Source organism: Burkholderia anthinoferrum (genome assembly GCF_002925705.1).
Classification (GTDB): Bacteria; Pseudomonadota; Gammaproteobacteria; order Burkholderiales; family Burkholderiaceae; genus Burkholderia; species Burkholderia semiarida.
In genome coordinates this window covers 607,329-632,420 of the sequence record NZ_LFZP01000052.1, presented here as the reverse complement: position 1 = coordinate 632,420, position 25,092 = coordinate 607,329, and the positions used below count along the sequence as shown (strand labels likewise).

Genomic DNA, 25,092 nt, shown 5'->3' with positions numbered 1-25,092 from the left:
GAGGAGAGGAACCATCATGAAACGAGCAAGCTTTACCGCGCGCCGCACGGCGCTCGCGCTGGCGCTGGTCGCGTTCGGCGCATCGGCCGCCGCTGCCGAACTCACGGTCGTCAACTTCGGCGGCGCGAACGGCGACGCGCAGAAGGTCGCGTTCAACCAGCCGTTCGAGAAGGCGACCGGCAACAAGGTCACGGCCGTCGAATACAACGGCGAGCAGGCGAAGGTGAAGGCGATGGTCGAGGCCAAGCACGTCAACTGGGACGTGGTCGAAGTCGAATCGGGCGACCTGAACCGCGGCTGCGACGAAGGGTTGTACGAGAAGCTCGACTGGTCGAAGATCGCGAAGAAATCCGACCTGATTCCGGAATCGCCGCAGGTGTGCGGCGTCGGCTTCTTCGTATGGTCGACCGCGCTGTCGTACAACGCGGACAAGCTGAAGACCGCGCCGACCGGCTGGGCCGATTTCTGGAACGTGAAGAAATTCCCCGGCAAGCGCGGGATGCGCAAGGGCGCGCGCTACAACCTCGAATTCGCGCTGATGGCCGACGGCGTCGCGACGAAGGACGTCTACAAGGTGCTCGGCACGAAGGCCGGCCAGGATCGCGCGTTCAAGAAGCTCGACGAGCTGAAGCCGTACATCCAGTGGTGGGAAGCGGGCGCGCAGCCGCCGCAGTTCCTGGTGGCCGGCGACGTCGTGATGTCGACCGCGTACAACGGCCGCATCGACGCCGCGCAGAAGGAAGGCAAGAACCTGAAGGTCGTGTGGAACGGCAGCATCTACGACCTCGACTACTGGGCGATTCCGAAGGGTTCGCCGAACAAGGCGCTCGCCGAGCAGTACATCGCGTACACGCTGACGCCGAAGCCGCAGCAGGCGTATGCACAGCACATCGCGTACGGCCCGGCGAACGTCGCCGCGATCAAGTCGCTCGACGCGAAGACGCTCGCGAACCTGCCGAACTCGCCGGCCAACGGCAAGAACGCGGTACTGGAGGACATCGGCTTCTGGACCGACCACAGCGACGAGCTCGAACAGCGCTTCGCCGCGTGGGCCACGAAGTAACCGGTCGGGCATCCTGAAGGATGCCGTGATGCAACCGGCCGCGCGACGCGTCGAACCCGTCGCGCGGCCTTCCGCCGGAACGTGCCCGGCCGGAGAGAACCGTTGAATACGATCACGATCGCGCCTTCCTCGCCGTCGACCGCCGCGCTCAAGCGCGAGCTGAAGGCCGCCGAGGCGCGCAAGCGCACGATGGCGCTGCTGCTGGTCGCGCCGCTCGCGATTTTCCTGCTGCTGATCTTCGTCGTGCCGATCGGCACGCTGCTCACGCGCGCGGTGCAGAACCCGGAAATCGCGACCGCGTTGCCGAACACGGTCGCCGCGTTGTCGGGCTGGGACCGCAAGACGCCGCCGGCGGACGCCGCGTATGTCGCGCTCGCGGCCGACATGACGAAGGTGGCCGACAGCGAGGCGATGGGCGCGCTCGCGCGGCGCCTGAACACCGAGATTCCCGGCTATCGCTCGCTCGTCGCGAAGACGGCGCGCGCGATGCCGTTCAAGGGCGACGGTAACGCGGGCGACGCGGCGCTGACGCCCGCGCAGACGCGCGCGAAATTCATCGATCTCGATGCGCGCTGGGGCGAGCTCGCGTACTGGCAGGCGATCGCGAAGAACGGCAGCCAGGTGTCGCCGTTCTATCTGCTCGCCGCGCTCGACCACAAGCAGGACGGCTTCGGCCATATCGTGCAGGCCGATCCCGATCAGTCGATCTACCTCGCGATCTTCGGGCGCACGTTCGTGATCGGCATCGCCGTCACGCTGTTCGCGCTGCTGCTCGGCTATCCGCTCGCGTACTGGATCTCGACGCTGTCGGAACGGCGCGCGAACCTCGTGATGATCCTCGTGCTGATTCCGTTCTGGACGTCCGTGCTGGTGCGCGTCGCCGCATGGATCGTGCTGCTGCAGAGCGAAGGGCTCATCAACACGGCGCTGATCGGCAGCGGGCTGATCTCGCATCCGCTCACGCTGCTGTTCAACCGCGTCGGCGTGTACATCTCGATGACGCACATCCTGCTGCCGTTCATGATCCTGCCGCTTTACAGCGTGATGAAGTCGATTCCGCCGACCTACCAGCGTGCGGCCGTGTCGCTCGGCAGCCATCCGTTCGCCGCGTTCTGGCGCGTGTACGTGCCGCAGACGTATCCGGGCGTCGGCGCGGGCGCGCTGCTCGTGTTCATCCTCGCGATCGGCTACTACATCACGCCCGCGCTGCTCGGCGGGCCGAACGACCAGATGGTCAGCTACTACGTCGCGTACTTCACGAACGTGACGATCAACTGGGGCATGGCGTGTGCGCTCGGCGGGCTGCTGCTCGCGGCCACGCTCGTGCTGTACGCGGTGTACGGGCGCTTCACGCGCACCAACGTGAGCCTCGGCTGAGCGCCGGGCACAGGGAAACGGGAAGGGGATGCCGACCATGAAACTCGCCAGGCCGCTGTTCGCGCCGCACATGTCGTTCGTCGAGCGCGCGTGGTACGTCGCGTTGCGCGTGCTCGTCGTGCTGACGCTGCTGTACCTGATCCTGCCGGTGCTCGCGATCGTGCCGCTGTCGTTCTCGTCGAGCACGTTCCTCGTGTATCCGATTCCAGGCTTTTCCACGCGCTGGTACGAGAACCTGATCGCGTCGGACGAGTGGCGGATGGCCGCGAAAAACAGCTTCATCGTCGCGCCGTCGGCGACCGTCGTCGCGACCGTGCTCGGCACGCTCGCGGCCATCGGCCTGACCAAGGCCGACTTCCGCGGCAAGGCGTTGCTGATGGCCGTGCTGCTGTCGCCGATGATCGTGCCCGTCGTCGTGGTCGGCGTCGGCATGTACCTGTTCTTCGCGCCGCTCGGGCTCGCGAATACCTACACGGGGCTGATCGCCGCGCACGCGGCGCTCGGCGTGCCGTTCGTCGTGACGACGGTGGCCGCGACGCTGCAGGGCTTCAACCAGAACCTCGTGCGCGCGAGCCTGTCGCTCGGCGCGAATCCGGTGTCGACCTTCTTCCGCGTGACGCTGCCGGTGATCGCGCCGGGCGTGATGTCGGGCGCGCTGTTCGCGTTCGCGACGTCGTTCGACGAAGTGGTCGTCACGCTGTTTTTCGCGGGCGCGGACCAGACGACGCTGCCGCGCCAGATGTTCACGGGCATTCGCGAGAACATCAGCCCGACGATCGCCGCGCTCGCGACGATCCTGATCATTTTCTCGACGAGTTTGCTGCTCGCGCTCGAATGGCTGCGCGGCCGCAATGCGCGGCGTGCGGTGTCGTAAATGGCGGCGGCCGGCCGCGTGCCGTCCGGCGGGGCCGCGAGTGCGCCGGTCGTTGCGTCTGCATCGATGGCGCGCGCCCGCCGCGGCGCACCGAATCTTTCGTTTCGCTGACTGACGAGGCGGCCGCCTGCACGTTCGATGCGGCTCTGCAACAATACGGCTCGCGGTGCCGCGCGTTCCCGTGCTGCTGCACGGGGCGTCCGGCGCCGCGCCGCTCAATCCGCGACGCCGCGCGTCGCTCGTCAGCCGAGCCCATCTTGTCCGAATTCGCTTCCCCCGCCGGCGCGCACGAGCCGGCCGTCAACTGGCGCGCGATGTCCGCCGTGCTGCTGGCCGTCGCGCTCGCGACGCTCGACACCGCGATCGCGAACACCGCGCTGCCCGCGATCGCCGCCGACCTGCACGCGTCGCCGGCCGCGTCCGTGTGGATCATCAACGCGTACCAGCTCGCGATGGTCGCGACGCTGCTGCCGTTCGCGTCGCTCGGCGACATCGTCGGCCACAAGCGCGTGTATGTCGCCGGGCTGGCGGTGTTCACGCTGGCGTCGCTCGGTTGTTCGCTCGCGGCCACGCTGCCGATGCTGACGGCCGCGCGCATCGTGCAAGGCTTCGGCGCGAGCGCGATCATGAGCGTGAACGTCGCGCTGATCCGCGGCCTGTTCCCCGCGCACCGGCTCGGGCGCGGCGTCGGCTTCAACGCGCTCGTCGTCGGCGTGTCGTTCGCGGTGGGGCCGACGATCGCGTCGCTGATTCTCTCGGTGGCCGCATGGCCGTGGCTGTTCGCGGTGAACGTGCCGCTCGGCGTGTTCGCGCTCGCCGTGGCGATTCCGTCGCTGCCGCGGACGGCGCGCGGCAAGCATGTATTCGATCCGGTCGCCGCGCTGTTCAACGTGATCACGTTCGCATCGCTGATCTTCGCGCTCGGCGAATTCGCGCAGCGCGGGCCGCGCTCCGTCGTGTTCGCGGCGGCCGCGGTGGCATTCGCGTTCGGCTGGCTGCTGATCCGCCGCCAGGCCGGGCACCCGGCGCCGATGCTGCCGATCGACCTGTTCCGCCGGCCCGTGTTCACGCTGTCCGCGCTGACCGCCGTGTGCGCGTTCGCCGCGCAGGGGCTTGCGTTCGTGTCGCTGCCGTTCTATTTCGAAACCGTCCTGCATCGCAGCGCGGTCGAAACGGGCTTCCTGATGACGCCGTGGTCGGCGGTCGTCGCGCTCGCCGCGCCGATCGCGGGGCGGCTGTCGGATCGTTATCCGCCCGGGCTGCTCGGCGCGATCGGCCTCGCGCTGCTGAGTGCGGGGATGGTGTCGCTCGCCGCGCTGCCGGTGTCGCCGGGCGTCGTCGACATCGGCTGGCGGATGATGCTGTGCGGCGCGGGCTTCGGCTTCTTCCAGTCGCCGAACCTGAAGGCGCTGATGTCGAGCGCGCCGCCCGAACGCAGCGGCGGCGCGAGCGGGATCATCGCGACCGCGCGGCTGATCGGGCAGGCCACGGGCGCGGCGCTGGTTGCATTGTCGTTCGGGATCGCGGGCCGCCACGGGCCGACGCTTGCGTTGATGCTCGGTGCGGGGTTCGCGGGCGCGGCGAGCGTCGCGAGCGGGCTGCGGCTGTTCGCGCCGTCGCATCGGGCCGGCGCGCCGGTCGTGTCGGAGCGCGTGAAGGAGCCGGCGGCGGAGTAGCGCGCGGCACGGTCACAGCCGGCGCGCGGCAAGCCATCGCCGCGCGCCGGCTTTCATGCATCGCTCAGAACCCGCCCGACTTGATCAACTGGTTGAGGTTCGCGATGTTCAGGCTGCCGAAGCCGGTCGTCAGATCCCAGCCGGTGCCGGCCTTGTAGCCATACCCCTGATAGCCGTTGTTGCCCGACACGACGTCATAGCGCACGAGCGACGGATGCGACGGAATGTCCGCATAGAAGTTGCCGGCCGGGAAGCCGAGGCCCGTGCCGTTCGCCGCGAGCAGCCGCGCCCAGAAGCCCGTGAAGATCGGTGCGGCGAGACTCGTGCCGCCGATCTGCTGCAACTGGCCGTAGTTATAGATGTACGCGCCCGTGCTTTGCGCGGCATCGAACGCGACGTCCGGCAACCGGCGATTGCTGCCCGATTGCCACGACGGCGCGGGCAGGATCGAGCTGACGCCGCCGCCCGTTGCCCACAGCTTGCCGTTCGAATCGAGCCCTTCGTTCCACACGGTCTCGTTCGAGAACGCACCGGCCGACGTCGTGTACAGCGTCGTGCCGCCGATCGCGAGCACGTGCGGCGACGAAGCCGGCCACGACACCGTGTAGTTCGAGCCGTCCGGATAGCCGCGGTTGTTGCACTCGTACACGCCTTCGTCGCCCGACGATACCGAGAACGTCTGGCCTTGCGCGGCTGCCGTCGTGAAGATCTGTTCCTCGGCGTCGAGCGTGCCGTCCGCGTCCGCATCGGTTTCGCACCAGCCGAGCGAGACGTTGATCACCTTCGCGGTGTTGTCCGACACCGCGCGGTTGAACGCCTGCGTGAGGCCGGTGTTGCCGGCGGCGTTCAGGTCCGCCATGTAGAACACGAGCTTGCCGACCTGGCCGCCGGCCGAGCCGACGATCGACTGGCTGTCGAGATCCCATTCGCCCTGGCCGTCCTGGTCGTCGGCGTAGCTGCCGCCCGTGCCGTTGGTCTTGACGGTCTGCGTCGAGACCGTGCCGTAGCCGTTGCTCGACGTGAACTGCTTCAGGTCCTGCAGCGTCTGCGACACGCCGCCGATCGTGATGATGCCGACGGTCACGCCGGCGGCGGTCGGCACGCCGGTCGCGTTGTAGAGGCCCGGGAATTCCTTCGGATAGTGGCCTGTCGCCGTGCCGGCCGCGAGCGCCTGCGGCTTCGCCACGTTGCCGATGCGCAGCATCGGCCGCGCCCGCGCGACACTTTGCAGCCCGAGCACCGAGCCGACGACGTCGCCGAGTGCGCGCGGCACCTGCGCGGTCGACGTGTTCGCGAAACCCGAGCGGCCCGCGTACTGGAAGTGCACGAGCGACGTGTTGAACGCGGCCTTCACCGTGCCGGCCGTGCCGCTGGCGGAGACCAGCAGGCGGTTCGGCGCGACCTCGACATTCGTGAAGCCGCTCTTGTGCAGATAGTCGACGACCGACTTCACCTGCGCATCGGTCGGCGCGTAGTCCGCGAGGAACTGCTCGTGCGTCAGGTACTGGCGGTAATGCGCGCTGCCGGGCCGGTTCACGTCGCGCGCCAGCTGCTTGAGCTGCGCGGCGTTGCGCAGCTTCAGGCTGACGACGACGTTGGTCGTCTCGCCGGCCGCGAGTTCGAGCGACGGCGCCGCACTGCGCGCCATCAACTGCGGGCCGGTCAGAAAGGCTTTCGTATGGGTATCGACCCAATCCGTCGCCGCATGCGCCGCAGCGGCGGCGAACACGAGCGGTGCCACGCACGCCAGGCGGCGGGGCGACGGAAGGGGAAGGGCAAACCAGGCGTTCCTTTTCATCGGGAGTCCTTTTTTAGGAGAGGCGACGTTACTGGAACCCCCGGCCCTTGTGGGGCCGCGAGCGGTGACGAGCGTAGGGCGTCGATGCCGTTCGGGTAGCTGCCAGTTTCCATAGCTGTCAGTTCTGACAACCGGACGCATGGCGGGCACGCGCGGCGGCGTACGCGACGGCGATGGTGGGCCCGGTGAGCGAACCGGTTTGCGGTACGACGGCGCGGCAACGCGCGTCGCTCGCACACACGAGCCGTTCGTTGCAGCATCGGAATGTGCGCGGTCCCGGAAGGGCGCGCCGCATGGATGCATGGCGTGTGCGTGTCAATGGCTGCGCGCCGTATCGCACTATGTGGTCATTGGAAGCGACTCGTCAGGAACGGATTCGCGCATGCACAACGACGGGGCCGGTGGAGCCCGGATGTTTCCCGAACTGTGGAACAGCGCGCCGGGCAGTCTTGCAGGCGGCTTTCGGATCGCGTGGCGCGACTGCGGATTAGAGGAGAGTCTCGAATTCGACGAAGGCCGCGTGCCGGCGCGACCGAGCGATGCGTGCGCCGAATCGAACGGCGCCGTTCGCGAAATCCCGCCTTGACTCGAGCCGATCAGCGGATATTCTTGAATTCATAACCACAGAGTTATGAATTGTGACCGATATGCAGAATGCACACGACACGCTTTTCCGGACACTCGCCGATCCGACGCGCCGCGCGCTTTTCGAGCGGCTGTGCGCGGAGGGCGAGCTGACGGTTGCCGCGCTCACGGCCGATGCGGGCGTGTCGCAGCCGGCCGTGTCGAAGCACCTTGGCGTACTGAAGCAGGCCGGGCTCGTGAACGACCGTCACGAAGGCCGGCAGACGCACTACAGCGCGCAGCCGCAGGCGCTGGCCCCGTTGATCGACTGGACGAGCCAGATGGCGGGCTTCTGGCGGAGCCGGTTCGATGCCCTTGAAGATCTGCTCAAAAGGATGGATCAGTAATGAACCAAGCCACTACCGAAACCCGCTCCGTCGTCGTCGACCGGGAGCTGCCCCATCCGCCGGAGAAGATCTGGCGCGCGCTCACCCAACCGCACCTGATCGAGGCGTGGCTGATGAAGAGCGACTTCGAGCCCGTCGCGGGCCGGGCGTTCAGCTTCCGGGCGGACTGGGGCTCGGTCGACTGCACGGTCCTCACGATCGAGCCGCACCGCGCGCTGTCCTATACGTGGGCCGCCCACGGCCTCGAAAGCGTCGTGACGTGGACACTCACGCCGACGCCTGCCGGCACGCGCCTGCGCATGGAGCAGGTCGGCTTCCGGCCCGATCAGGAGCAGGCGTATCGCGGCGCGCAGTACGGCTGGGTACGGTTCCTCGACGCGCTCGAACAGGTGCTGGCGCGCCCCGACGCGCAAACGGAGGCCCGCGCATGAGTACGCGTGCCAACGAGCTGCAACCGTCCGAGCGCATCGACGCGCTGATCGCCGGCATCGCCGACTGGCGCGGCGAGACGCTCGCCGACCTGCGCCAGACGATCCTCGATGCGCAAGCGGGCATCGTCGAGGAATGGAAGTGGATGGGCAGCCCCGTGTGGTCGTGCGACGGGATGATCGCGGTCGCGAACGCGCACAAGGGCAAGGTGAAGCTGACGTTCATGCACGGCGCGCACCTGCCCGATCCCGACGGGTTGTTCAATGCGGGCCTCGAAGGGAACGCGCGTCGCGCGATCGATTTTGTCGAAGGCGACGAGATCGACAAGCGGGCCTTGAAGCACCTCGTGCGTGCGGCAATCGAATACAACCGCATGCATTTGAAGAAGAACGCGCGAGGGGCGGCCGCGAAGGCGCGCGGCGACAAGGCGGCGTAAGGCCGCATCGAGCACCGGCGAAAAAAAGCCCGACACGAGGTCGGGCATCCAAATCGGCCGCAACCGCCCGCGAGGCGGCTGCGGCACCTGCAACAGGCAGCGCTTACGCTGCGAGCAGCGAGCGCAGCACGAACGGCAGGATCCCGCCGTGCTTGTAGTAGTCGACTTCGATCGGCGTATCGATGCGCAGCAGCACCGGCACGCGCTGCGTTTCGCCGTTCTTGCGATGGATCACGAGCGTGACGTCCTGCTGCGGCTTGAAATCGTCGCCGAGGCCTTCGATGTCGTACGTCTCTTCGCCGGTGATGCCGAGCGACTGGACGCTGTCCGCGCCCTTGAACTGCAGCGGCAGCACGCCCATGCCGACCAGGTTCGAGCGGTGGATGCGCTCGAAGCTGCGTGCGATCACGGCCTTCACGCCGAGCAACTGCGTGCCCTTCGCGGCCCAGTCGCGCGACGAGCCCGTGCCGTACTCCTCGCCCGCGAACACGACGGTGGGCGTGCCGGCGGCGACGTACCGCATCGCCGCGTCGTAGATCGACTGCTGTTCGCCGCTCGGCTGGTGGATCGTCAGGCCGCCTTCGACGCGCGTGCCGTCCGGCTTCGCCGGGATCATCAGGTTCTTGATCCGGACGTTCGCGAACGTGCCGCGCATCATCACGTCGTGGTTGCCGCGGCGCGAGCCGTAGCTGTTGAAGTCGGCCTTCTGCACGCCGTTTTCCTTCAGCCACTTGCCGGCCGGCGAATCTTCCTTGATCGAGCCTGCCGGGCTGATGTGGTCGGTCGTGACCGAATCGCCGAAGATGCCCAGCGCGCGCGCGCCCTTGACGGTCGGGATCGACGCGGCCGGTTCCATCGAGAAGTCGTTGCCGAAGAACGGCGGCTCGGCGATGTACGTCGATTTCGGCCAGTCGTAGACCTCGCCCGTTTCGCCCTCGATCTTGCTCCAGAGGTCGCCCTTCTTGGTCAGCTTCGAGTAGTTGTCCTCGAACTTCTTCGGATCGAGCGCGAACTTGAGCAGCGCGTGGATCTCGTCGCTCGTCGGCCAGATGTCGCCGAGGTAGATGTCGCGGCCGCCCTTGCCCTTGCCGACCGGCTCGGTCATCAGGTCGCGCGTGATGTTGCCGGCGATCGCGTACGCGACGACGAGCGGCGGCGACGCGAGGAAGTTCGCGCGGATGTTCGGGTGGATGCGTGCTTCGAAGTTACGGTTGCCCGACAGCACGGCCGCCGCGACGATGTCGTTCTTCGTGATCGCTTCGTTCAGCTCCGGCGTCAGGTCGCCCGCGTTGCCGATACAGGTCGTGCAGCCGTACGCCGCGACTTCGAAGCCGAGCTTCGACAGGTAGGGCAGCAGGCCCGTCTTCGTCAGGTATTCGGTGACGATGCGCGATCCCGGCGCGAGCGAGGTCTTGATCTTCGGATCGACCGTGAGGCCGGCCTCGACCGCCTTCTTCGCGAGCAGGCCGGCCGCCAGCAGCACGCTCGGGTTCGACGTGTTCGTGCACGACGTGATCGCGGCGATCAGCACGTCGCCGTTCTTCACGTCGACGCCGTTGCTCGTCGTGTACTGCGTGTTCAGGTCTTCCGCCTTCTTCGCGAAGCCGTTTTCCGCGACCGGCTTCGAGAACAGGTCGGTGAACGTCGACTTGACGTGGCCGATCTCGATGCGGTCCTGCGGGCGCTTCGGGCCCGCCAGCGACGGCGCGACCGTCGCGAGGTCGAGCGTCACCGTCTTCGTGTAGTCGATGTCGCCGGCCTTCGGAATGCCGAACAGATTCTGCGCCTTGAAGTAGTTTTCGAACGCGGCGATTTCGGCCTTCGTGCGGCCCGTGCCTTCGAAGTACTCGATCGTCTTTTCGTCGACCGGGAAGAAGCCCATCGTCGCGCCGTATTCCGGCGCCATGTTGCCGATCGTCGCGCGGTCCGGCAGCGACAGCGAGCGCGTGCCTTCGCCGAAGAATTCGACGAACTTGCCGACGACCTTCTCCTTGCGCAGCATTTCCGTGATCGTCAGCACGAGGTCGGTGGCCGTCACGCCTTCGCGCAGCTTGCCCTTCAGCTCGACGCCGACGACGTCCGGCGTCAGGAAGTACACCGGCTGGCCGAGCATGCCGGCTTCCGCCTCGATGCCGCCCACGCCCCAGCCGACCACGCCGATGCCGTTGATCATCGTCGTGTGGCTGTCCGTGCCGACGAGGGTGTCCGGGTAGTACACGGTGTCGGCGCCGTCCGTCTTCTTGTGGACGCCGCGCGCGAGGTATTCGAGGTTCACCTGGTGGACGATGCCCACGCCCGGCGGCACGACCTTGAACGTGTCGAACGCCTGCATGCCCCACTTCATGAACTGGTAGCGCTCGTTGTTGCGCTGGAATTCCAGCTTCATGTTCAGGTCGAGCGCGTCCTTCTGGCGGAAGTAGTCGATCTGGACCGAGTGGTCGACGACGAGATCGACCGGGACCAGCGGCTCGATCTTCTTCGGGTTCTTGCCCGTGCGCTCGGCGACGCCGCGCATGGCCGCGATGTCGGCGAGCAGCGGCACGCCCGTGAAATCCTGCAGCACGACGCGCGACACGACGAACGGAATCTCGTCGACGCGCTTCGCGGTCGGCTTCCAGTTCGCGAGCTGCTCGATGTGCTCTTCGGTGATTTTCTTGCCGTCGTAGTTGCGCAGCACGGACTCGAGCACGATGCGGATCGACACCGGCAGGCGTTCGATCTTCGTCTTCAGTTCCTTGCCGAGCTGCGGCAGCGAGTAGAACTTGCCTTTGCCGGAACCGCTGTCGAATTCCTTGAGGGTCTTGTGGAGATTGTGGGCCATGGTGATTTTCCTGGGTTTGAGGCTAGGAAACAAAGAGTCCTGTATCTGACGGCTAGATCATATACAGATCGACGTACTCATCGACCGGCATCGCTTCGAGCTTTGCCTGGTCCAGCGACACGTCGAGAATCGCTTGTTGCTGCTTGGCCGGAAAGCGGCGGGCGAGGTTGGTCCTGAACTTCTCGACCAGCAGCGGGATGCCGTCCGCACGGCGCCGCCGATGGCCGAGCGGGTACTCGACCGCCACTTCGGCAAGCTTCGATCCGTCCGTGAACTCGATCGTCAGCGCATTCGCGATCGATCGCTTGTCCGGATCGTGATAATCCTTCGTGAATTGCGGATCCTCGACGCACACGGTCTTCGCGCGCAGCGCGTCGATGCGCGGGTCCGCCGCGGCCGAGTCTTCGTAGTCGGCCGCCGTCAGCCGGCCGAACAGCAGCGGCACGGCGACCATGTACTGGATGCAGTGGTCGCGATCGGCCGGATTGGCGAGCGGGCCCTGCTTGTCGATGATGCGGATCGCGGCCGCGTGCGTGCGGATCGTGATCCGGCCGATGTCGTCGGTCGTGCGGCCCGCCGCGGCGAGCCGCGCGTGCAGCAGCAGCGCGGCCTCGGCGGCCGTCTGCGCATGGAATTCGGCGGGGAACGCGATCTTGAACAGCACGTTTTCCATCACGTACGTGCCGTACGGGCGCTGGAAGCGGAACGGCTTGCCGTCGAACAGCACGTCGTAGAAGCCCCAGGTCTTCGCGGTGAGCGCCGACGGATAGCCCATTTCACCCGTTTTCGCGATCAGCGCGAGGCGCACCGCGCGGGACGTGGCGTCGCCGGCCGCCCAGGATTTGCGCGAACCGGTGTTCGGCGCATGGCGGTAGGTACGCAGCGCGTGGCCGTCGACGAACGCGTTGGAGACCGCGTTGATCAGCTCGTCGCGCGTAAGCCCGAGCAGGCGCCCGACGACGGCCGTCGACGCGACCTTCACGAGCAGCACGTGGTCGAGCCCGACCGCGTTGAACGAATTCTCGAGGGCAAGGCAGCCCTGGATCTCGTGGGCCTGGATCATCGCGACCAGCACGTCGCGCATCGCGAGCGGCTTGCGGCCGGCCGCGCGGGCCGTGCGGGAGAGCCAGTCGGCCGTCGCCAGGATCCCGCCGAGGTTGTCGGACGGATGACCCCATTCGGCGGCGAGCCAGGTGTCGTTGAAGTCCAGCCAGCGGATCATCGCGCCGATGCCGAACGCAGCCTGGACGGGATCGAGCTGGAAGGACGTGCCGGGCACCTTCGCGCCGTTCGGCACGATCGTGCCGGGCACGACGGGGCCGAGCAGCTTGGTGCAGGCAGGGTAGGACAGCGCCTCGAGTCCGCATCCGAGCGTGTCGATCAGGCAATGACGCGCCGTCTCCAGCGCGAGCGCGCTGTCGATGCCGGTGTTCAGCACGTAGTCGACGATGTCGACGAGTACCGTATCCGGAGCAGGGCGGACGTTGGAGACCGGGGCGGACATCGAGGGGCCGAGAGCGGAAAAACGCGCGCTTAGTTCGTTGCCGGCTTCAGTTCGTTCGCCTGCGTCGGCGCTGCGCCGCCTTGCGCCATTTCCGGCGTCACGCACTCGTCCGCGAGGCGCTCGCCGCCGTTCGCGTCGGAGAACAGCATCGCCTTGGTCGGGATCACGACCAGCTTGAAGCCTGCTGCCGGATCGTAGAACGTGTCGGCGCCCGTCGTCGTGGTCTGGCGCGGCAGCTTGTAGTTCTTCTTCGCCCAGTGAACCGTGACGACCTGGTCGCGCTTCATGTCGCCGGCGAGATCGAACGACAGACCTTCCTTGCAGGACCACTTGACCGCGCCTTCCGGCACCGGATCGACCTTGGCGGCCGCGCGCGCCTGCGCCTTCTTGCTGCGCGGGATGATGCGCTTGGCCGGCGCCGGGCGCTTGGCCGCTGCCTTCTTCGCGGTCGTGGTGGCCGTACCCTGGGCAAACGCGCTCGGAGCCGACACCAGCATCGTGGCGGACAAGGCGCCGATGGCGGTAGCGATCAGGAGTTTCTTCATGGAGTCAGAACCTTTCGATAATCAGTTGACAAGGGCCGGCAATCGACACTGCCGGCCGGTTTGAAACTGCACGCGCCCCGAAAGCGCGCAGCGGCCGCTATTTTCACCTATTTGGCCGCGCATATATCAGGTTTTCGGGCTCCGTTACGTTTTTTGTCGTTTCGCAAACGTCTGCCGGCTCGCGTGCCGGCGGATGCATGCAACGCGTGGCTCGGCCGGCGGCGCGCACTCAATGCGCGACGCCCGCGGCGGCCGGGCCGAACAGCGGCGCGGCCTCGGACGGTACGGGCTGGCCGGTGGCCCGCGCACGGCGCAGCACCGACCAGTAATAACGATAACTCGCGCGATCGTGCAGCGTATCGCCGTGGCGCGTCGGGCCCCAGTCGGCGGCCTGCGCGGCCAGCAGGATCTCGGCGGCCAGCGCGACTTCGTCGGTGCGCGGGGCGAACGCGTCGACGATCGGGCGGATCTGCGCGGGGTGAATGCTCCACATCCGCGTGAAGGCGAATTCGTCGCGCGCGCGGCGCGCATCGCCGGCGACCACGCTCATGTCGCGCACCTCGGTCGTCACATTGTGTGACGATGTTTTGCCGTGTGCGTGACAGGCCGCGGCGATTTCCAGCTTCGCGCGGCGCACGAGCGGGTGATCGAACTGGCCGGGCGAGCGCATCGCGGAGTCGGGGATCGCGCCGTGGTGCGCGGAGACGAAATCCATCAGCCCGAAGCTCAGCGTGCCGACCGTCGGCAGCGCGGCGAGGGCGGCCGCCTGCGCGAGCGCGCCGTGCGTTTCGACCAGCACGTCGACAGGGATCGGTTGCGCGATGCCGAGCTCGCGGCGCGTGCCTTCGATGAACGCGGTCATTTCGGCCGCGTCGGCGGCGTTCGCGATCTTCGGCAGCGTGATGTAGGCCGGTACGCGCGCCGCGCGCAGCACGATGCGCACGTCGTCGCGCCAGTGCGGGTGGGAAAAGTCGTGGATGCGCACGCCGACGCGGCCGAAGCGGTTCTCGGCGCTGCCGAGCAGGTCGGCCACGAGCGCCGCGTGCGCGGCTTCCTGGCCGACGGCCGCGCCGTCCTCGCAGTCGAGCGTGAGGTCGAACACGGGACCCAGCTCGGCCTGCAGTGCGAGCGACTTGCGCATCAGCTTCTCGCTGCCCGCGTAGTGATCGCAGCAGGGCAGGATCGCGGGCGGGGACGCCCCGTCGTAGAGCACTTGTGCAGGAGTGAGCGCGGCCATCTCTTCTACGTCAGGGAAGCGGGTCAACGTGGAGAAAATCGGATTCGGGCAGGTTCTGGGCCGGCGAGAGGTGGCGCGAGGCGGCAAAACGGCGGCAAAACGTGCGCGAATCGGATCGCTCGGCGCGGGCCGGCGGCATGCCGGCCCGCGCCGAAGCCGGGCGCCCGAAGGCTGCCCGGCCCGATGCGTGATGCTTAGTTCTTCAGCAGGTGGGCGACGCCGTCGCGCTCTTCGAGCAGCTCGGCCAGCGTACCGTCCATCTTCTCGCGCGAGAACGCGTCGATTTCCAGGCCTTCGACGCGCTTGTATTCGCCGTTTTCGCAGGTGACCGGCACGCCGTAGATGATGTCTTCGGGGATGCCGTACGAGCCGTCCGACGGGATGCCCATCGTGACCCACTTGCCGTTCGTGCCGAGCACCCAGTCACGCACGTGGTCGATCGCCGCATTCGCCGCCGACGCTGCCGACGACAGGCCGCGCGCTTCGATGATCGCCGCGCCGCGCTTGCCGACGGTCGGGATGAACGTGTCGCGGTTCCACACGTCGTCGTTGATCAGCTTCAGCAGCGATTCGCCTTCGGCGGTCGCGAAGCGGAAGTCCGGGTACATCGTCGGCGAGTGGTTGCCCCACACGGCGAGCTTCTCGATCGACGCGACCGGCTTGCCCGACTTGGCGGCGAGCTGCGACAGCGCGCGGTTGTGGTCGAGGCGCAGCATGGCCGTGAAGTTCTTCTTCGGCAGATCCGGCGCCGACTTCATCGCGATGTACGCGTTCGTGTTCGCCGGGTTGCCGACGACCAGCACCTTCACGTCGCGGCTCGCGACTTCGTTCAGCGCGGCGCCCTGGACCGTGAAGATTTCGGCGTTCGCCGACAGCAGGTCCTTGCGCTCCATGCCCTTCGAGCGCGGACGTGCGCCGACCAGCAGCGCGACGTCGGCATCCTTGAACGCGACCTTCGGATCGTCGGTGATCACGACGCCCGCGAGCAGCGGGAACGCGCAATCGTCGAGTTCCATCACGACGCCTTTGACGGCGGCTTGGGCTTGCGGGAGGTCGAGCAGTTGCAGGATGACCGGCTGATCCTTGCCGAGCAGGTCGCCGTTCGCGATGCGGAACAGCAGGGAGTAAGCGATTTGACCTGCGGCGCCGGTGACGGCAACGCGCTTTGCGGGCTTAGCCATTGAAAATCTCCAGGACGGGTGAAGCGTTGGACGCGAGCGAAAACGCCATTCTATGCGCGTTGTGCGTAGCGTTGCATTGAAGCAGGGCGGAGGACTCGCGATGGCGGACGCGGTGAACCTGGAGACGGCCGTGGCACGTAGCCGGGGACGCGCTGTTGCACCCGCGAACCCTTGCTCGACCGGGAGTGTAGGAGCCGTCACGCGCAAAGTCAAACGGTATCATATGTCTTATATAAGACAGATGTTTTGCGGAAATTGAGTGGACGAAAAAGTGCGGTTTGTGATGAAATGCGCGCCATGACATCGAACCAGGCGAACACCGCGAATCAGACCGGCGCAGGCGGCCCAGGGCAGCCGGGCGCGGGCGATCCCGCGGCTTCGCCCGCGGCGGCCGCGTCGCCGACGTTCAGCCCGTTATACCAGCAGATCAAGTCGTTGATCACGCAGAGTCTCGAATCCGGCGAATGGAAGCCGGGCGAGATCATCCCGAGCGAAGTGGAGCTCGCGGCCCGTTACAAGGTCAGCCAGGGCACCGTTCGCAAGGCGATCGACGAGCTGGCCGCCGAAAACCTGGTGGTCAGGCGGCAGGGCAAGGGTACTTTTGTTGCAACGCACAACGAGGATCGCGCGCAATTCCGCTTTCTGCGTCTGCTGGCCGACGACGGCGCCGAGCACCCGCACGTGAGCCGTCTGCTCGAATGCCGGCGCCTGCGCGCGCCGGCCGAGATCGCGCGTCAGCTCGACCTGAAGCCCGCCGACCCCGTCGTGCAGGTGCGCCGCCTGCTGGAATTCGACGGCGAAGTGACGGTGCTCGACGAGATCTGGCTGCCGGGCGCGATGTTCCGCGGGCTGACGTTCGAGCGGTTGAGCGAATACAAGGGGCCGCTCTACGCGATGTTCGAGACGGAGTTCGGTACGCGGATGATCCGCGCGACGGAGAAGATCCGCGCGGTCGCGGCGGATCCGGCGGTGGCCGACCTGCTGCACGTGCCGGCGGGTTTCCCGCTGCTGTCGGTCGAGCGCGTGTCCTATACGTACGGGGACCGGCCGGTGGAAGTGCGTCGCGGCTGGTATGTCACAACCGGGTACTACTATCAGAATGACTTGAGCTGACGACGTTCGGTTCAGCCGCGTGCATTCGCGTTTCCCACGCTCGCGAAGCACGTTTCGGGCCGCCTTTGTTCGTGTTCGCGCAATTATCCAGAGCAGACTTTCGCTGCAGCGCGATATGAAAAGGCGCTAAAATCGCGGATTAGTGTGACAACATAGTAGGGGTCTAGCATGACTGACGCAGTAAGAAAGCCGAGGCCGGAATACCGGAACATCGGAATCGGCGACATCACGTTGAAGTATCGCATGCCGCTGGCGGCGATACTGTCGATTCTCCACCGAGTCAGCGGCGCGCTGCTGTTCCTGTTCCTGCCGTTCCTGCTGTTCCTCTTCGACCAGAGCCTCACTTCCGAGCTCAGCTTCGAAGTCTTCAAGGCTTTCCTCTCCAACATCGTCGTCAAGCTGATCGTCCTCGCGTTGTCGTGGGCCTTCTTCCACCATTTCTGCGCCGGCATTCGCCACCTGCTGATGGACGTCAACCACGACGCCGTCTCGAAGGAAGGCGGCAAGCGGACGGCCGTCGTCGTCTTTGTCGTCTCGATCGCGCTGACGATCGCCATGGCACTCAAACTGTTCGGAGCATTCTAAGAAAATGGCAGCCAACAACCGAATCGGCTCGAAGCGCCTCGTCGTCGGCGCACACTACGGCCTGCGCGACTGGCTCGCGCAGCGCGTCACCGCCACGATCATGGCGGTCTACACGGTCATTCTGCTCGTCCTGTTCTTCGGCGCGCACGATTTTTCGTACGAAGGCTGGGCATCGATCTTCGCCGCGCAATGGATGAAGCTCGCGACCTTCGTGATGCTGCTTTCCCTCTTCTACCACGCATGGGTCGGCGTGCGCGACATCTGGATGGACTACGTGAAGCCCGTCGGTGTGCGCCTGCTGCTGCAATCGCTGACCATCGTCTGGCTGCTCGCATGTGCGGGCTACGCCGCGCAGATTCTCTGGAGAGTGTAAAGAATGGCTGCAATCAAAACTTCCCTCCCGCGCCGCAAGTTTGACGTCGTGATCGTCGGCGCGGGCGGCTCCGGCTTGCGCGCGGCGCTGCAACTGTCGCGCGCGGGCCTGTCGGTCGGCGTGCTGTCGAAGGTGTTCCCGACCCGTTCGCACACGGTCGCCGCGCAAGGCGGGATCGGCGCGTCGCTCGGCAACATGAGCGAAGACAACTGGCACTACCACTTCTACGACACGATCAAGGGTTCCGACTGGCTCGGCGACCAGGACGCGATCGAGTTCATGTGCCGCGAAGCGCCGAACGTCGTGTACGAACTCGAGCACTTCGGCATGCCGTTCGACCGTAACGCGGACGGCACGATCTACCAGCGTCCGTTCGGCGGCCATACCGCGAACTACGGCGAGAAGCCGGTCCAGCGCGCTTGCGCGGCCGCCGACCGTACCGGTCACGCGCTGCTGCACACGCTGTACCAGCAGAACGTCGAGGCAAAGACGCAGTTCTTCGTCGAATGGATGGCGCTCGACCTGATCCGCGACGCGGACGGCGACGTGCTCGGCGTGACGGCCCTCGAGATGGAGACGGGCGACGTCTACATCATGGAAGGCAAGACGACGCTGTTCGCGACGGGCGGCGCAGGCCGGATCTTCGCGGCATCGACGAACGCGTTCATCAACACCGGCGACGGCCTCGGCATGGCGGCCCGCTCGGGCATCGCGCTGCAGGACATGGAGTTCTGGCAGTTCCACCCGACCGGCGTGGCCGGCGCGGGCGTGCTGATCACCGAAGGCGTGCGCGGCGAAGGCGGCATCCTGCGCAACGCGAACGGCGAGCGCTTCATGGAACGCTACGCACCGACGCTGAAGGATCTGGCGCCGCGTGACTTCGTGTCGCGCTCGATGGACCAGGAAATCAAGGAAGGCCGCGGCGTCGGTCCGAACAAGGATCACGTGCTGCTCGACCTGTCGCACATCGGCGCCGAGACGATCATGAAGCGTCTGCCGTCGATCCGCGAAATCGCGCTGAAGTTCGCGAACGTCGACGCGATCAAGGAGCCGATCCCGGTCGTCCCGACGATCCACTACCAGATGGGCGGCATCCCGACCAACATCCACGGTCAGGTCGTCGGCACGTCGCGCGATCACAAGGAACCGGTCAACGGCTTCTACGCAGTGGGCGAATGCTCGTGCGTGTCGGTGCACGGCGCGAACCGTCTCGGCACGAACTCGCTGCTGGACCTCGTGGTGTTCGGCCGCGCGGCCGGCAACCACATCGTCCAGCACGTGAAGAACCAGAAGGAACACAAGCCGCTGCCGGCGGATGCGGGCGAGTTCTCGCTCGCGCGCCTGAACAAGCTCGACAAGTCGAGCTCGGGCGAGTACACGCAGGACGTCGCGAACGACATCCGCGCGACGATGCAGAAGCACGCAGGCGTGTTCCGCACGTCGGCGCTGCTGAAGGAAGGCGTCGACCAGATGGCCGGCCTGAAGGCGCGCGTGGAAAACATCCACCTGAAGGACAAGTCGAAGGTGTTCAACACCGCGCGCGTCGAAGCGCTCGAGCTGGAGAACCTGATCGAAGTGGCCCGCGCAACGATGGTGTCGGCGGAGGCGCGCAAGGAAAGCCGCGGCGCGCACGCGCACAGCGACTACGAACACCGCGACGACGAGAACTGGCTGCGCCACACGCTGTGGTACAGCGAAGGCGACCGCCTCGACTACAAGCCGGTTCAAATGAAGCCGCTGACGGTCGATTCCGTGCCGCCGAAGCCGCGCACGTTCTAAGCCGAGTCAAAGGAATCCGAAATGGCAAAACGCATTTTTGAAGTCTACCGCTACGATCCGGACAAGGACGCAGCGCCGCGCATGCAGACGTACGAGCTCGAGATCCAGCATGAGCGCATGCTGCTCGACGCACTGGTCAAGCTGAAGGCACTGGACGAGACGCTGTCGTTCCGCCGTTCGTGCCGCGAAGGCGTGTGCGGTTCGGACGCGATGAACATCAACGGCAAGAACGGTCTCGCGTGCCTGACGAACCTGAACGACCTGCCGCACAAGATCGTGCTGCGCCCGCTGCCGGGCCTGCCCGTCGTGCGCGACCTGATCGTCGACATGACGCACTTCTTCAACCAGTACCACTCGATCAAGCCGTACCTGATCAACGACGCGCCGCCGCCGGAGAAGGAACGCCTCCAGTCGCCGGAAGAGCGCGACGAGCTCGACGGCGTGTACGAGTGCATTCTGTGCGCGAGCTGCTCGACGTCGTGCCCGAGCTTCTGGTGGAACCCGGACAAGTTCGTCGGCCCGGCCGGCCTGCTGCAGGCTTACCGCTTCATCGCGGACAGCCGCGACACCGCCACCGGCGAGCGTCTCGACAACCTGGAAGACCCGTACCGTCTGTTCCGTTGCCATACGATCATGAACTGCGTCGACGTTTGCCCGAAGGGCTTGAACCCGACGAAGGCGATCGGCAAGATCAAGGAACTGATGGTTCGGCGCGCGGTATAAAGTTTGATGAGCGACGAATCGCATCAATCCGACCCGCACCGCCGCGCGCGCCTGCGCTGGCGCGCGCGGCGGGGTCTGCTGGAAAACGACATCGTATTCGAGCGTTTCTTCAGCCGATACGAGCATGACCTCACCGATGCAGACGTAGGCGCGTTGTCGCGCCTGCTCGATCTGAGCGACAACGACCTGATGGACTTGCTCCTCGCGCGCAAGGAACCAGAAGGCGACCTAGACAGCCCGGACATTCACCGGCTGTTGGAGATGCTGCGCAACGTGTGACGCCAAGGTGTAACGCGCTGCGCCCGTTATCGAATCCCGTTTCTTTATTTCGATTGAGGATGTGCCATGACTCCGTCTGATGTTAAAGCCACGCTATCGTTCAGCGACAACTCGCCGAGCGTCGAAATGCCGATCTACAAGGGCACGATGGGCCCGGACGTGATCGACATCCGCAAGCTGTACGGCCAGACCGGCAAGTTCACTTACGACCCGGGCTTCATGTCGACGGCTTCGTGTAATTCGGCGATCACGTACATCGACGGCGACAAGGGCGAGCTGCTGTACCGCGGCTACCCGATCGACAACCTCGCACAAAACGCGGACTTCCTCGAAAGCTGCTACCTGCTGCTGAAGGGCGAACTGCCGAACGCCGCGCAGAAGAAGGAATTCGTCGACACCGTCACGAAGCACACGATGGTGCACGAGCAGATGCACTTCTTCTTCCGTGGCTTCCGTCGCGACGCGCACCCGATGGCGATCCTGGTCGCCGCGGTCGGCGCGCTGTCGGCGTTCTACCACGACTCGCTCGACATCAACGACCCGCGTCACCGCGAAGTGTCGGCGATCCGCATGATCGCGAAGCTGCCGACGCTCGTCGCGATGGCGTACAAGTACAGCATCGGCCAGCCGTTCGTGTATCCGAAGAACTCGCTGTCGTACAGCGCGAACTTCATGCACATGATGTTCTCGAATCCGTGCGAAGAGTACAAGGTCAACGACGTGCTTGTCCGCGCGCTCGACCGCATCCTGATCCTGCACGCCGATCACGAGCAGAACGCATCGACGTCGACGGTCCGTCTGGCCGGCTCGTCGGGCGCGAACCCGTTCGCGTGTATCGCGGCCGGTATCGCGTGTCTGTGGGGCCCGGCGCACGGCGGTGCGAACGAAGCCGCGCTGAACATGCTCGAGCAGATCGGTTCGCCGGACAACATCCCCGAATTCATCAAGCAGGTGAAGGACAAGAACTCGGGCGTGAAGCTGATGGGCTTCGGCCACCGCGTGTACAAGAACTACGACCCGCGTGCGAAGCTGATGCGCGAGACGTGCTACGAAGTGCTGAACGAACTGGGCCTGCACGACGACCCGCTGTTCAAGCTCGCGATGCAGCTCGAGAAGATCGCGCTGGAAGACGAATACTTCGTGTCGCGCAAGCTGTACCCGAACGTCGACTTCTACTCGGGTATCGTCCAGCGCGCGCTGGGCATCCCGACGTCGATGTTCACGTGTATCTTCGCGATGGCACGTACGGTCGGCTGGATCGCACAGTGGAACGAAATGATCGCCGATCCGGAACAGAAGATCGGCCGTCCGCGCCAGCTGTTCATCGGCGATACGCCGCGCGAAGCGAAGCCGCTCAACGCACGTTAAACCGTGTGCGGCGCGAACGGCCGGCAGGCCGCTCGCGTCGGGCAACCGCAACGCCACGACACCCCGACGGGTCAGCCCGTCGGGGTGTTTTCATTTGCGCGGCCGACGTTGGCCCGAGCCGGCGCGGCGCTCCAGCGACGGCGGCCGCGTGTCGAGCGCGGGCGCGTCGTCGTCCGGTGCATGGCCGTGCTGCTTGAAGAACTGCCGGTACGCGCCGGGCGTCGTGCCGCGCGCGGCGAGGAACTGGCGATTGAAGTTCGCGGCATTCGGAATGCCGCAGCGCGCGGCGACCGTCGCGATCGGCCAGTCGGTGCCGACGAGATGGCGGCATGCATGCGCGAGGCGCAGCCGCTGCACGTAACGGCCGACGCTTTCGCCGAGATGCCGGACGAACAACCGTTGCAGCGTGCGTTCGGACAGGTGCGCGGCAGCGGCGAGTGCGTCGATGCGCAGCGGTTCGTGGAAATGCCGGTCGATCGCGTCGAGCACGCGGTCTAGACGTTCGGCTTCGGGCGCGCCCGGCCCGCCGGGCGACGGCGCGCCGTCGGGCCGGTCGTACGCATGCGCGGTGGCGAGCGGTTCGCCGCCGGCCTCCGCGAGATCGGCAAGCGTGTCGAGCGTGGCTGCAAGCCGTACGCGCGGCGACGGATCGAGCAACCGCGGCAGCCGCGCGCGCATCGCGCGGGCCGTCTCCACGTCGAAGTGCAGCCCCGGCGCCGCGCGCCGCAGCAGCGAGCGCAGCGGCGCGTATTCGGGGCAGCAGTCGGCCAGCCGCCGCGCCCAGTCTCCGTCGAACCAGACGACGAGCGCGACTTCGGGCGCGTCGCGATCGATGCGCGCGTTCGACGACCACGTATGCGGCAGGTTCGGCGGCACGAGCACGAGATCGTCGTCCGCGTAGCGCGCGACGTGATCGCCGATGAAGCGCTGGCCGCGGCTGTTGAGCGTCAGCGTCAGTTCGTACTCGGGATGGCGATGCCATTCGAACGGAATGCGCGCGAGCTGGCGGTGATAGACGCGGATCGAACAGCCGGACGCGAACGTCACGTGCTCGTATTGCGGTTTCATCGCGGCCTCCGGTAGGGGCGGGCAGTGCGCCGTGGCATGATCGTGGGCGATTCTCACCAAGGAGCGATGCCATGTTTTCACATGTGTGCGTGGGCGTCGGTGATACGGCGCGCGCCTACGATTTCTATGCGCCGCTGTTCGCGGCACTCGGGCTGCGCCTGAAATTCCGCGAGCCGGACGGCTGGTCGGGCTGGATGCCGGCCGACGCCGAGCGGCCGCTGTTCTTCTTCGGCAAGCCGCTCGACGGCCGCCCACCGGAGCCGGGCAACGGCCACACGATCGCGTTCGATGCGCCGACCCGCGCGCACGTCGATCGCTGTCACGCGCTCGCGCTGCGGCATGGCGGCACCTGCGAAGGGCCGCCGGGCCTGCGGCCGCACTATCACCGCGACTATTACGGCGCGTATTTCCGCGACCCGGACGGCAACAAGCTCTGCGTGGTCTGCCATCGTCCCGAATGACGCACGATTGTCAGGATTGTATCGATCGTTGGCCGGATAGTGGTGATGACGGCCGTGTGCCGGCCGTACGCTGACAGCACATCACGACACGCTTTCAGCGAGGAGACGACGATGCAACTGACGATTGACGACATGCCTGCCGCGATCCGCGCGGCGAAACGGGCGCTGCGCGCCGATTTGCCCGGTTATGCGGCCACGTTCCGCGAAGTGGAGGGCGACATCGCCCGGCAGGTCGATGCGATCCGCCGCGCGCACGCGCACGGCCACGACGTGATTCCGGTCGTGCCGTTCGCGGATATCGCGGGCGGCCGGGTCGATCCGCATGCGGTTGCGGCGATCCGCACGCATGGCGCGGTCGTGATCCGCGGCGTGTTCGATGCGAGGCAGGCACGCGACTGGAACGACGAGATCGGCGCGTATCTGGATGCGAACCGTTTCGCCGACCGGCTGCACGCGCGCGCGGAAGACCGCTATTTCGGCAATCTGGCGTCGGGCAAGCCGCAGATCTACGGCGTCTACTGGTCGAAGCCGCAGGTGGCCGCGCGCCAGTCGCCGGCGCTCACGCAGGCGCGGGTGTTCCTGAACCGCCTGTGGCGGCATGCGGACGGCGCACGTGCGCATTTCGATCCCGACCGGGTGCCCGCGTATGCGGACCGGATCCGCCGCCGGCCGCCCGGTTCGACGTCGCTCGGGCTGTCGCCGCATGTCGACGGCGGCTCGGTCGAGCGCTGGCTCGGCGCGAATTTTCGGCAGGTCTATCGCCATGTGCTGGCCGGCCGCTGGCGCGAGTACGATCCCTTCGATGCGGCGTTCCGGCCCGACGTCGAAGAGATTCCGTCGCCGGCCGTGTGTTCGATGTTCCGCACGTTCCAGGGCTGGACCGCGCTGACACCGCAGGGGCCCGGCGACGGCACGCTGCAGCTGATCCCGGTTGCGAACGCGATGGCCTATGTCGTGCTGCGCGCGCTGCAGGACGACGTCGCCGACGACGACCTGTGCGGCGCGCGTCCCGGCCGCGCGCTGTCGATTCGCCCGGAATGGCACACGCTGCTGCTCGATGCGCTGGTGCCGATCCCGCATATGGAACCGGGCGACGCGGTGTTCTGGCACGGTGACGTCGTGCATGCGGTCGAGGATGCGCATCGCGGCAGCGGCGACAGCAACGTGATGTACATCGCGGCCGCGCCGGGCTGCGCGAAGAACGACGCATACTTGCAACGCCAGCGTTGCGCGTTCCTGCGCGGCGACAGCCCGCCCGATTTCCCGGCCGACCATTTCGAAGTCGATTTCGACGGGCGCGCGGGGGAGGCCGAACTCACGGCGCTCGGCCGCGCGCAGATGGGATTCGAGCCCGGCGCATGACGCGCGGGCGGCCCGTTCGCCGAATCGGCTGCGTGGTGCGCGCAATTCGACGCAATCGGCTGTCGGCGC

At 66.6% G+C, this 25,092-nt stretch carries 24 protein-coding genes; 17 read left to right on the top strand and 7 right to left on the bottom strand.

What is annotated here, in order from left to right; all coding sequences use genetic code 11:
* Positions 1-16 precede the first annotated feature (16 nt).
* The 4 genes from C5F75_RS25535 to C5F75_RS25520 all read left to right on the top strand — a co-directional run bounded on the left by C5F75_RS25535 (position 17) and on the right by C5F75_RS25520 (position 4,990).
* Positions 17-1,063 (top strand): ABC transporter substrate-binding protein, encoded by a 1,047-nt coding sequence (locus C5F75_RS25535; protein WP_059582832.1) that lies wholly within the window; start codon positions 17-19, stop codon positions 1,061-1,063.
* A 111-nt stretch (positions 1,064-1,174) separates the two neighbouring features.
* Positions 1,175-2,440: an ABC transporter permease gene (locus tag C5F75_RS25530; protein WP_181035467.1), complete on the top strand. Its 1,266-nt coding sequence runs from the start codon at positions 1,175-1,177 to the stop codon at positions 2,438-2,440.
* A gap of 37 nt (positions 2,441-2,477) precedes the next feature.
* Complete coding sequence (locus C5F75_RS25525; protein WP_104012864.1) at positions 2,478-3,314, top strand: ABC transporter permease; 837 nt, start codon at positions 2,478-2,480, stop codon at positions 3,312-3,314.
* A 257-nt stretch (positions 3,315-3,571) separates the two neighbouring features.
* On the top strand, positions 3,572-4,990 hold the full coding sequence (locus C5F75_RS25520; protein ID WP_081075298.1) for an MFS transporter: 1,419 nt from the start codon (positions 3,572-3,574) through the stop codon (positions 4,988-4,990).
* Between the two features lie 64 nt (positions 4,991-5,054).
* Here C5F75_RS25520 and C5F75_RS25515 read toward each other — a convergent pair whose 3' ends face one another.
* A complete protein-coding gene (locus C5F75_RS25515) occupies positions 5,055-6,788 on the bottom strand; it encodes a S53 family peptidase (protein ID WP_060009501.1) in 1,734 nt (577 codons plus the stop codon).
* Positions 6,789-7,200: 412 nt separating this feature from the next.
* On the opposite strand from C5F75_RS25515, the gene C5F75_RS36900 reads away from it, so the two are divergent.
* The 4 genes from C5F75_RS36900 (at position 7,201) to C5F75_RS25495 (ending at position 8,624) form a co-directional block, all read left to right on the top strand.
* On the top strand, positions 7,201-7,374 hold the full coding sequence (locus C5F75_RS36900; protein WP_181035463.1) for a hypothetical protein: 174 nt from the start codon (positions 7,201-7,203) through the stop codon (positions 7,372-7,374).
* A 61-nt stretch (positions 7,375-7,435) separates the two neighbouring features.
* Complete coding sequence (locus tag C5F75_RS25505) at positions 7,436-7,759, top strand: ArsR/SmtB family transcription factor (protein ID WP_059582824.1); 324 nt, start codon at positions 7,436-7,438, stop codon at positions 7,757-7,759.
* Positions 7,759-8,190, top strand: a complete 432-nt coding sequence (locus tag C5F75_RS25500) for an SRPBCC family protein (protein ID WP_059582822.1) — start codon at positions 7,759-7,761, stop codon at positions 8,188-8,190. The genes C5F75_RS25505 and C5F75_RS25500 overlap by 1 nt, the downstream gene beginning before the upstream one ends.
* Complete coding sequence (locus tag C5F75_RS25495; RefSeq protein WP_059582820.1) at positions 8,187-8,624, top strand: DUF1801 domain-containing protein; 438 nt, start codon at positions 8,187-8,189, stop codon at positions 8,622-8,624. The genes C5F75_RS25500 and C5F75_RS25495 overlap by 4 nt, the downstream gene beginning before the upstream one ends.
* A 103-nt stretch (positions 8,625-8,727) precedes the next feature.
* Here the strand turns inward: C5F75_RS25495 and acnA are convergent, their stop codons facing one another.
* From acnA to C5F75_RS25470, 5 genes are all read right to left on the bottom strand, one after another.
* Entirely contained in the window at positions 8,728-11,445 is a 2,718-nt protein-coding gene (acnA, locus tag C5F75_RS25490) for an aconitate hydratase AcnA (RefSeq protein WP_059582818.1), read from the bottom strand.
* Positions 11,446-11,497: 52 nt separating this feature from the next.
* Positions 11,498-12,949, bottom strand: a complete 1,452-nt coding sequence (locus C5F75_RS25485) for a bifunctional 2-methylcitrate dehydratase/aconitate hydratase (protein ID WP_059582817.1) — start codon at positions 12,947-12,949, stop codon at positions 11,498-11,500.
* A 29-nt stretch (positions 12,950-12,978) separates the two neighbouring features.
* Positions 12,979-13,494: a hypothetical protein gene (locus tag C5F75_RS25480; protein ID WP_059582813.1), complete on the bottom strand. Its 516-nt coding sequence runs from the start codon at positions 13,492-13,494 to the stop codon at positions 12,979-12,981.
* A 229-nt stretch (positions 13,495-13,723) separates the two neighbouring features.
* On the bottom strand, positions 13,724-14,731 hold the full coding sequence (locus C5F75_RS25475) for an HpcH/HpaI aldolase/citrate lyase family protein (protein ID WP_059582810.1): 1,008 nt from the start codon (positions 14,729-14,731) through the stop codon (positions 13,724-13,726).
* A 194-nt stretch (positions 14,732-14,925) separates the two neighbouring features.
* Positions 14,926-15,912, bottom strand: coding sequence for a malate dehydrogenase (locus C5F75_RS25470; RefSeq protein WP_006487742.1), 987 nt, complete (start codon positions 15,910-15,912; stop codon positions 14,926-14,928).
* A 297-nt stretch (positions 15,913-16,209) separates the two neighbouring features.
* Between C5F75_RS25470 and C5F75_RS25465 the strand changes: the two genes are divergently transcribed.
* The 7 genes from C5F75_RS25465 (at position 16,210) to gltA (ending at position 22,132) form a co-directional block, all read left to right on the top strand.
* Positions 16,210-17,025: a GntR family transcriptional regulator gene (locus C5F75_RS25465; protein ID WP_059583137.1), complete on the top strand. Its 816-nt coding sequence runs from the start codon at positions 16,210-16,212 to the stop codon at positions 17,023-17,025.
* Between the two features lie 168 nt (positions 17,026-17,193).
* Complete coding sequence (gene sdhC, locus C5F75_RS25460; RefSeq protein WP_059582807.1) at positions 17,194-17,610, top strand: succinate dehydrogenase, cytochrome b556 subunit; 417 nt, start codon at positions 17,194-17,196, stop codon at positions 17,608-17,610.
* A gap of 4 nt (positions 17,611-17,614) precedes the next feature.
* Entirely contained in the window at positions 17,615-17,983 is a 369-nt protein-coding gene (gene sdhD / locus C5F75_RS25455) for a succinate dehydrogenase, hydrophobic membrane anchor protein (protein ID WP_006487767.1), read from the top strand.
* Positions 17,984-17,986: 3 nt separating this feature from the next.
* A complete protein-coding gene (sdhA, locus tag C5F75_RS25450; RefSeq protein ID WP_059582803.1) occupies positions 17,987-19,762 on the top strand; it encodes a succinate dehydrogenase flavoprotein subunit in 1,776 nt (591 codons plus the stop codon).
* Positions 19,763-19,783: 21 nt separating this feature from the next.
* Positions 19,784-20,485: a succinate dehydrogenase iron-sulfur subunit gene (locus tag C5F75_RS25445; protein WP_059582800.1), complete on the top strand. Its 702-nt coding sequence runs from the start codon at positions 19,784-19,786 to the stop codon at positions 20,483-20,485.
* A 6-nt stretch (positions 20,486-20,491) separates the two neighbouring features.
* Positions 20,492-20,764, top strand: a complete 273-nt coding sequence (locus tag C5F75_RS25440; RefSeq protein ID WP_059582797.1) for an FAD assembly factor SdhE — start codon at positions 20,492-20,494, stop codon at positions 20,762-20,764.
* A gap of 66 nt (positions 20,765-20,830) precedes the next feature.
* Positions 20,831-22,132 carry a citrate synthase gene (gene gltA / locus C5F75_RS25435; RefSeq protein WP_011881720.1) on the top strand — a complete coding sequence of 434 codons (1,302 nt, stop codon included), beginning with the start codon at positions 20,831-20,833 and terminating at the stop codon, positions 22,130-22,132.
* A 90-nt stretch (positions 22,133-22,222) separates the two neighbouring features.
* On the opposite strand, the gene C5F75_RS25430 is transcribed toward gltA, so the two are convergent.
* Complete coding sequence (locus tag C5F75_RS25430; RefSeq protein ID WP_059582794.1) at positions 22,223-23,200, bottom strand: helix-turn-helix domain-containing protein; 978 nt, start codon at positions 23,198-23,200, stop codon at positions 22,223-22,225.
* A gap of 71 nt (positions 23,201-23,271) precedes the next feature.
* On the opposite strand from C5F75_RS25430, the gene C5F75_RS25425 reads away from it, so the two are divergent.
* Together C5F75_RS25425 and C5F75_RS25420 are read left to right on the top strand one after the other, a co-directional pair.
* On the top strand, positions 23,272-23,661 hold the full coding sequence (locus C5F75_RS25425) for a VOC family protein (RefSeq protein ID WP_059582792.1): 390 nt from the start codon (positions 23,272-23,274) through the stop codon (positions 23,659-23,661).
* Positions 23,662-23,772: 111 nt separating this feature from the next.
* Complete coding sequence (locus tag C5F75_RS25420) at positions 23,773-25,023, top strand: DUF1479 domain-containing protein (protein ID WP_060009498.1); 1,251 nt, start codon at positions 23,773-23,775, stop codon at positions 25,021-25,023.
* The last annotated feature ends 69 nt before the right edge of the window (positions 25,024-25,092 follow it).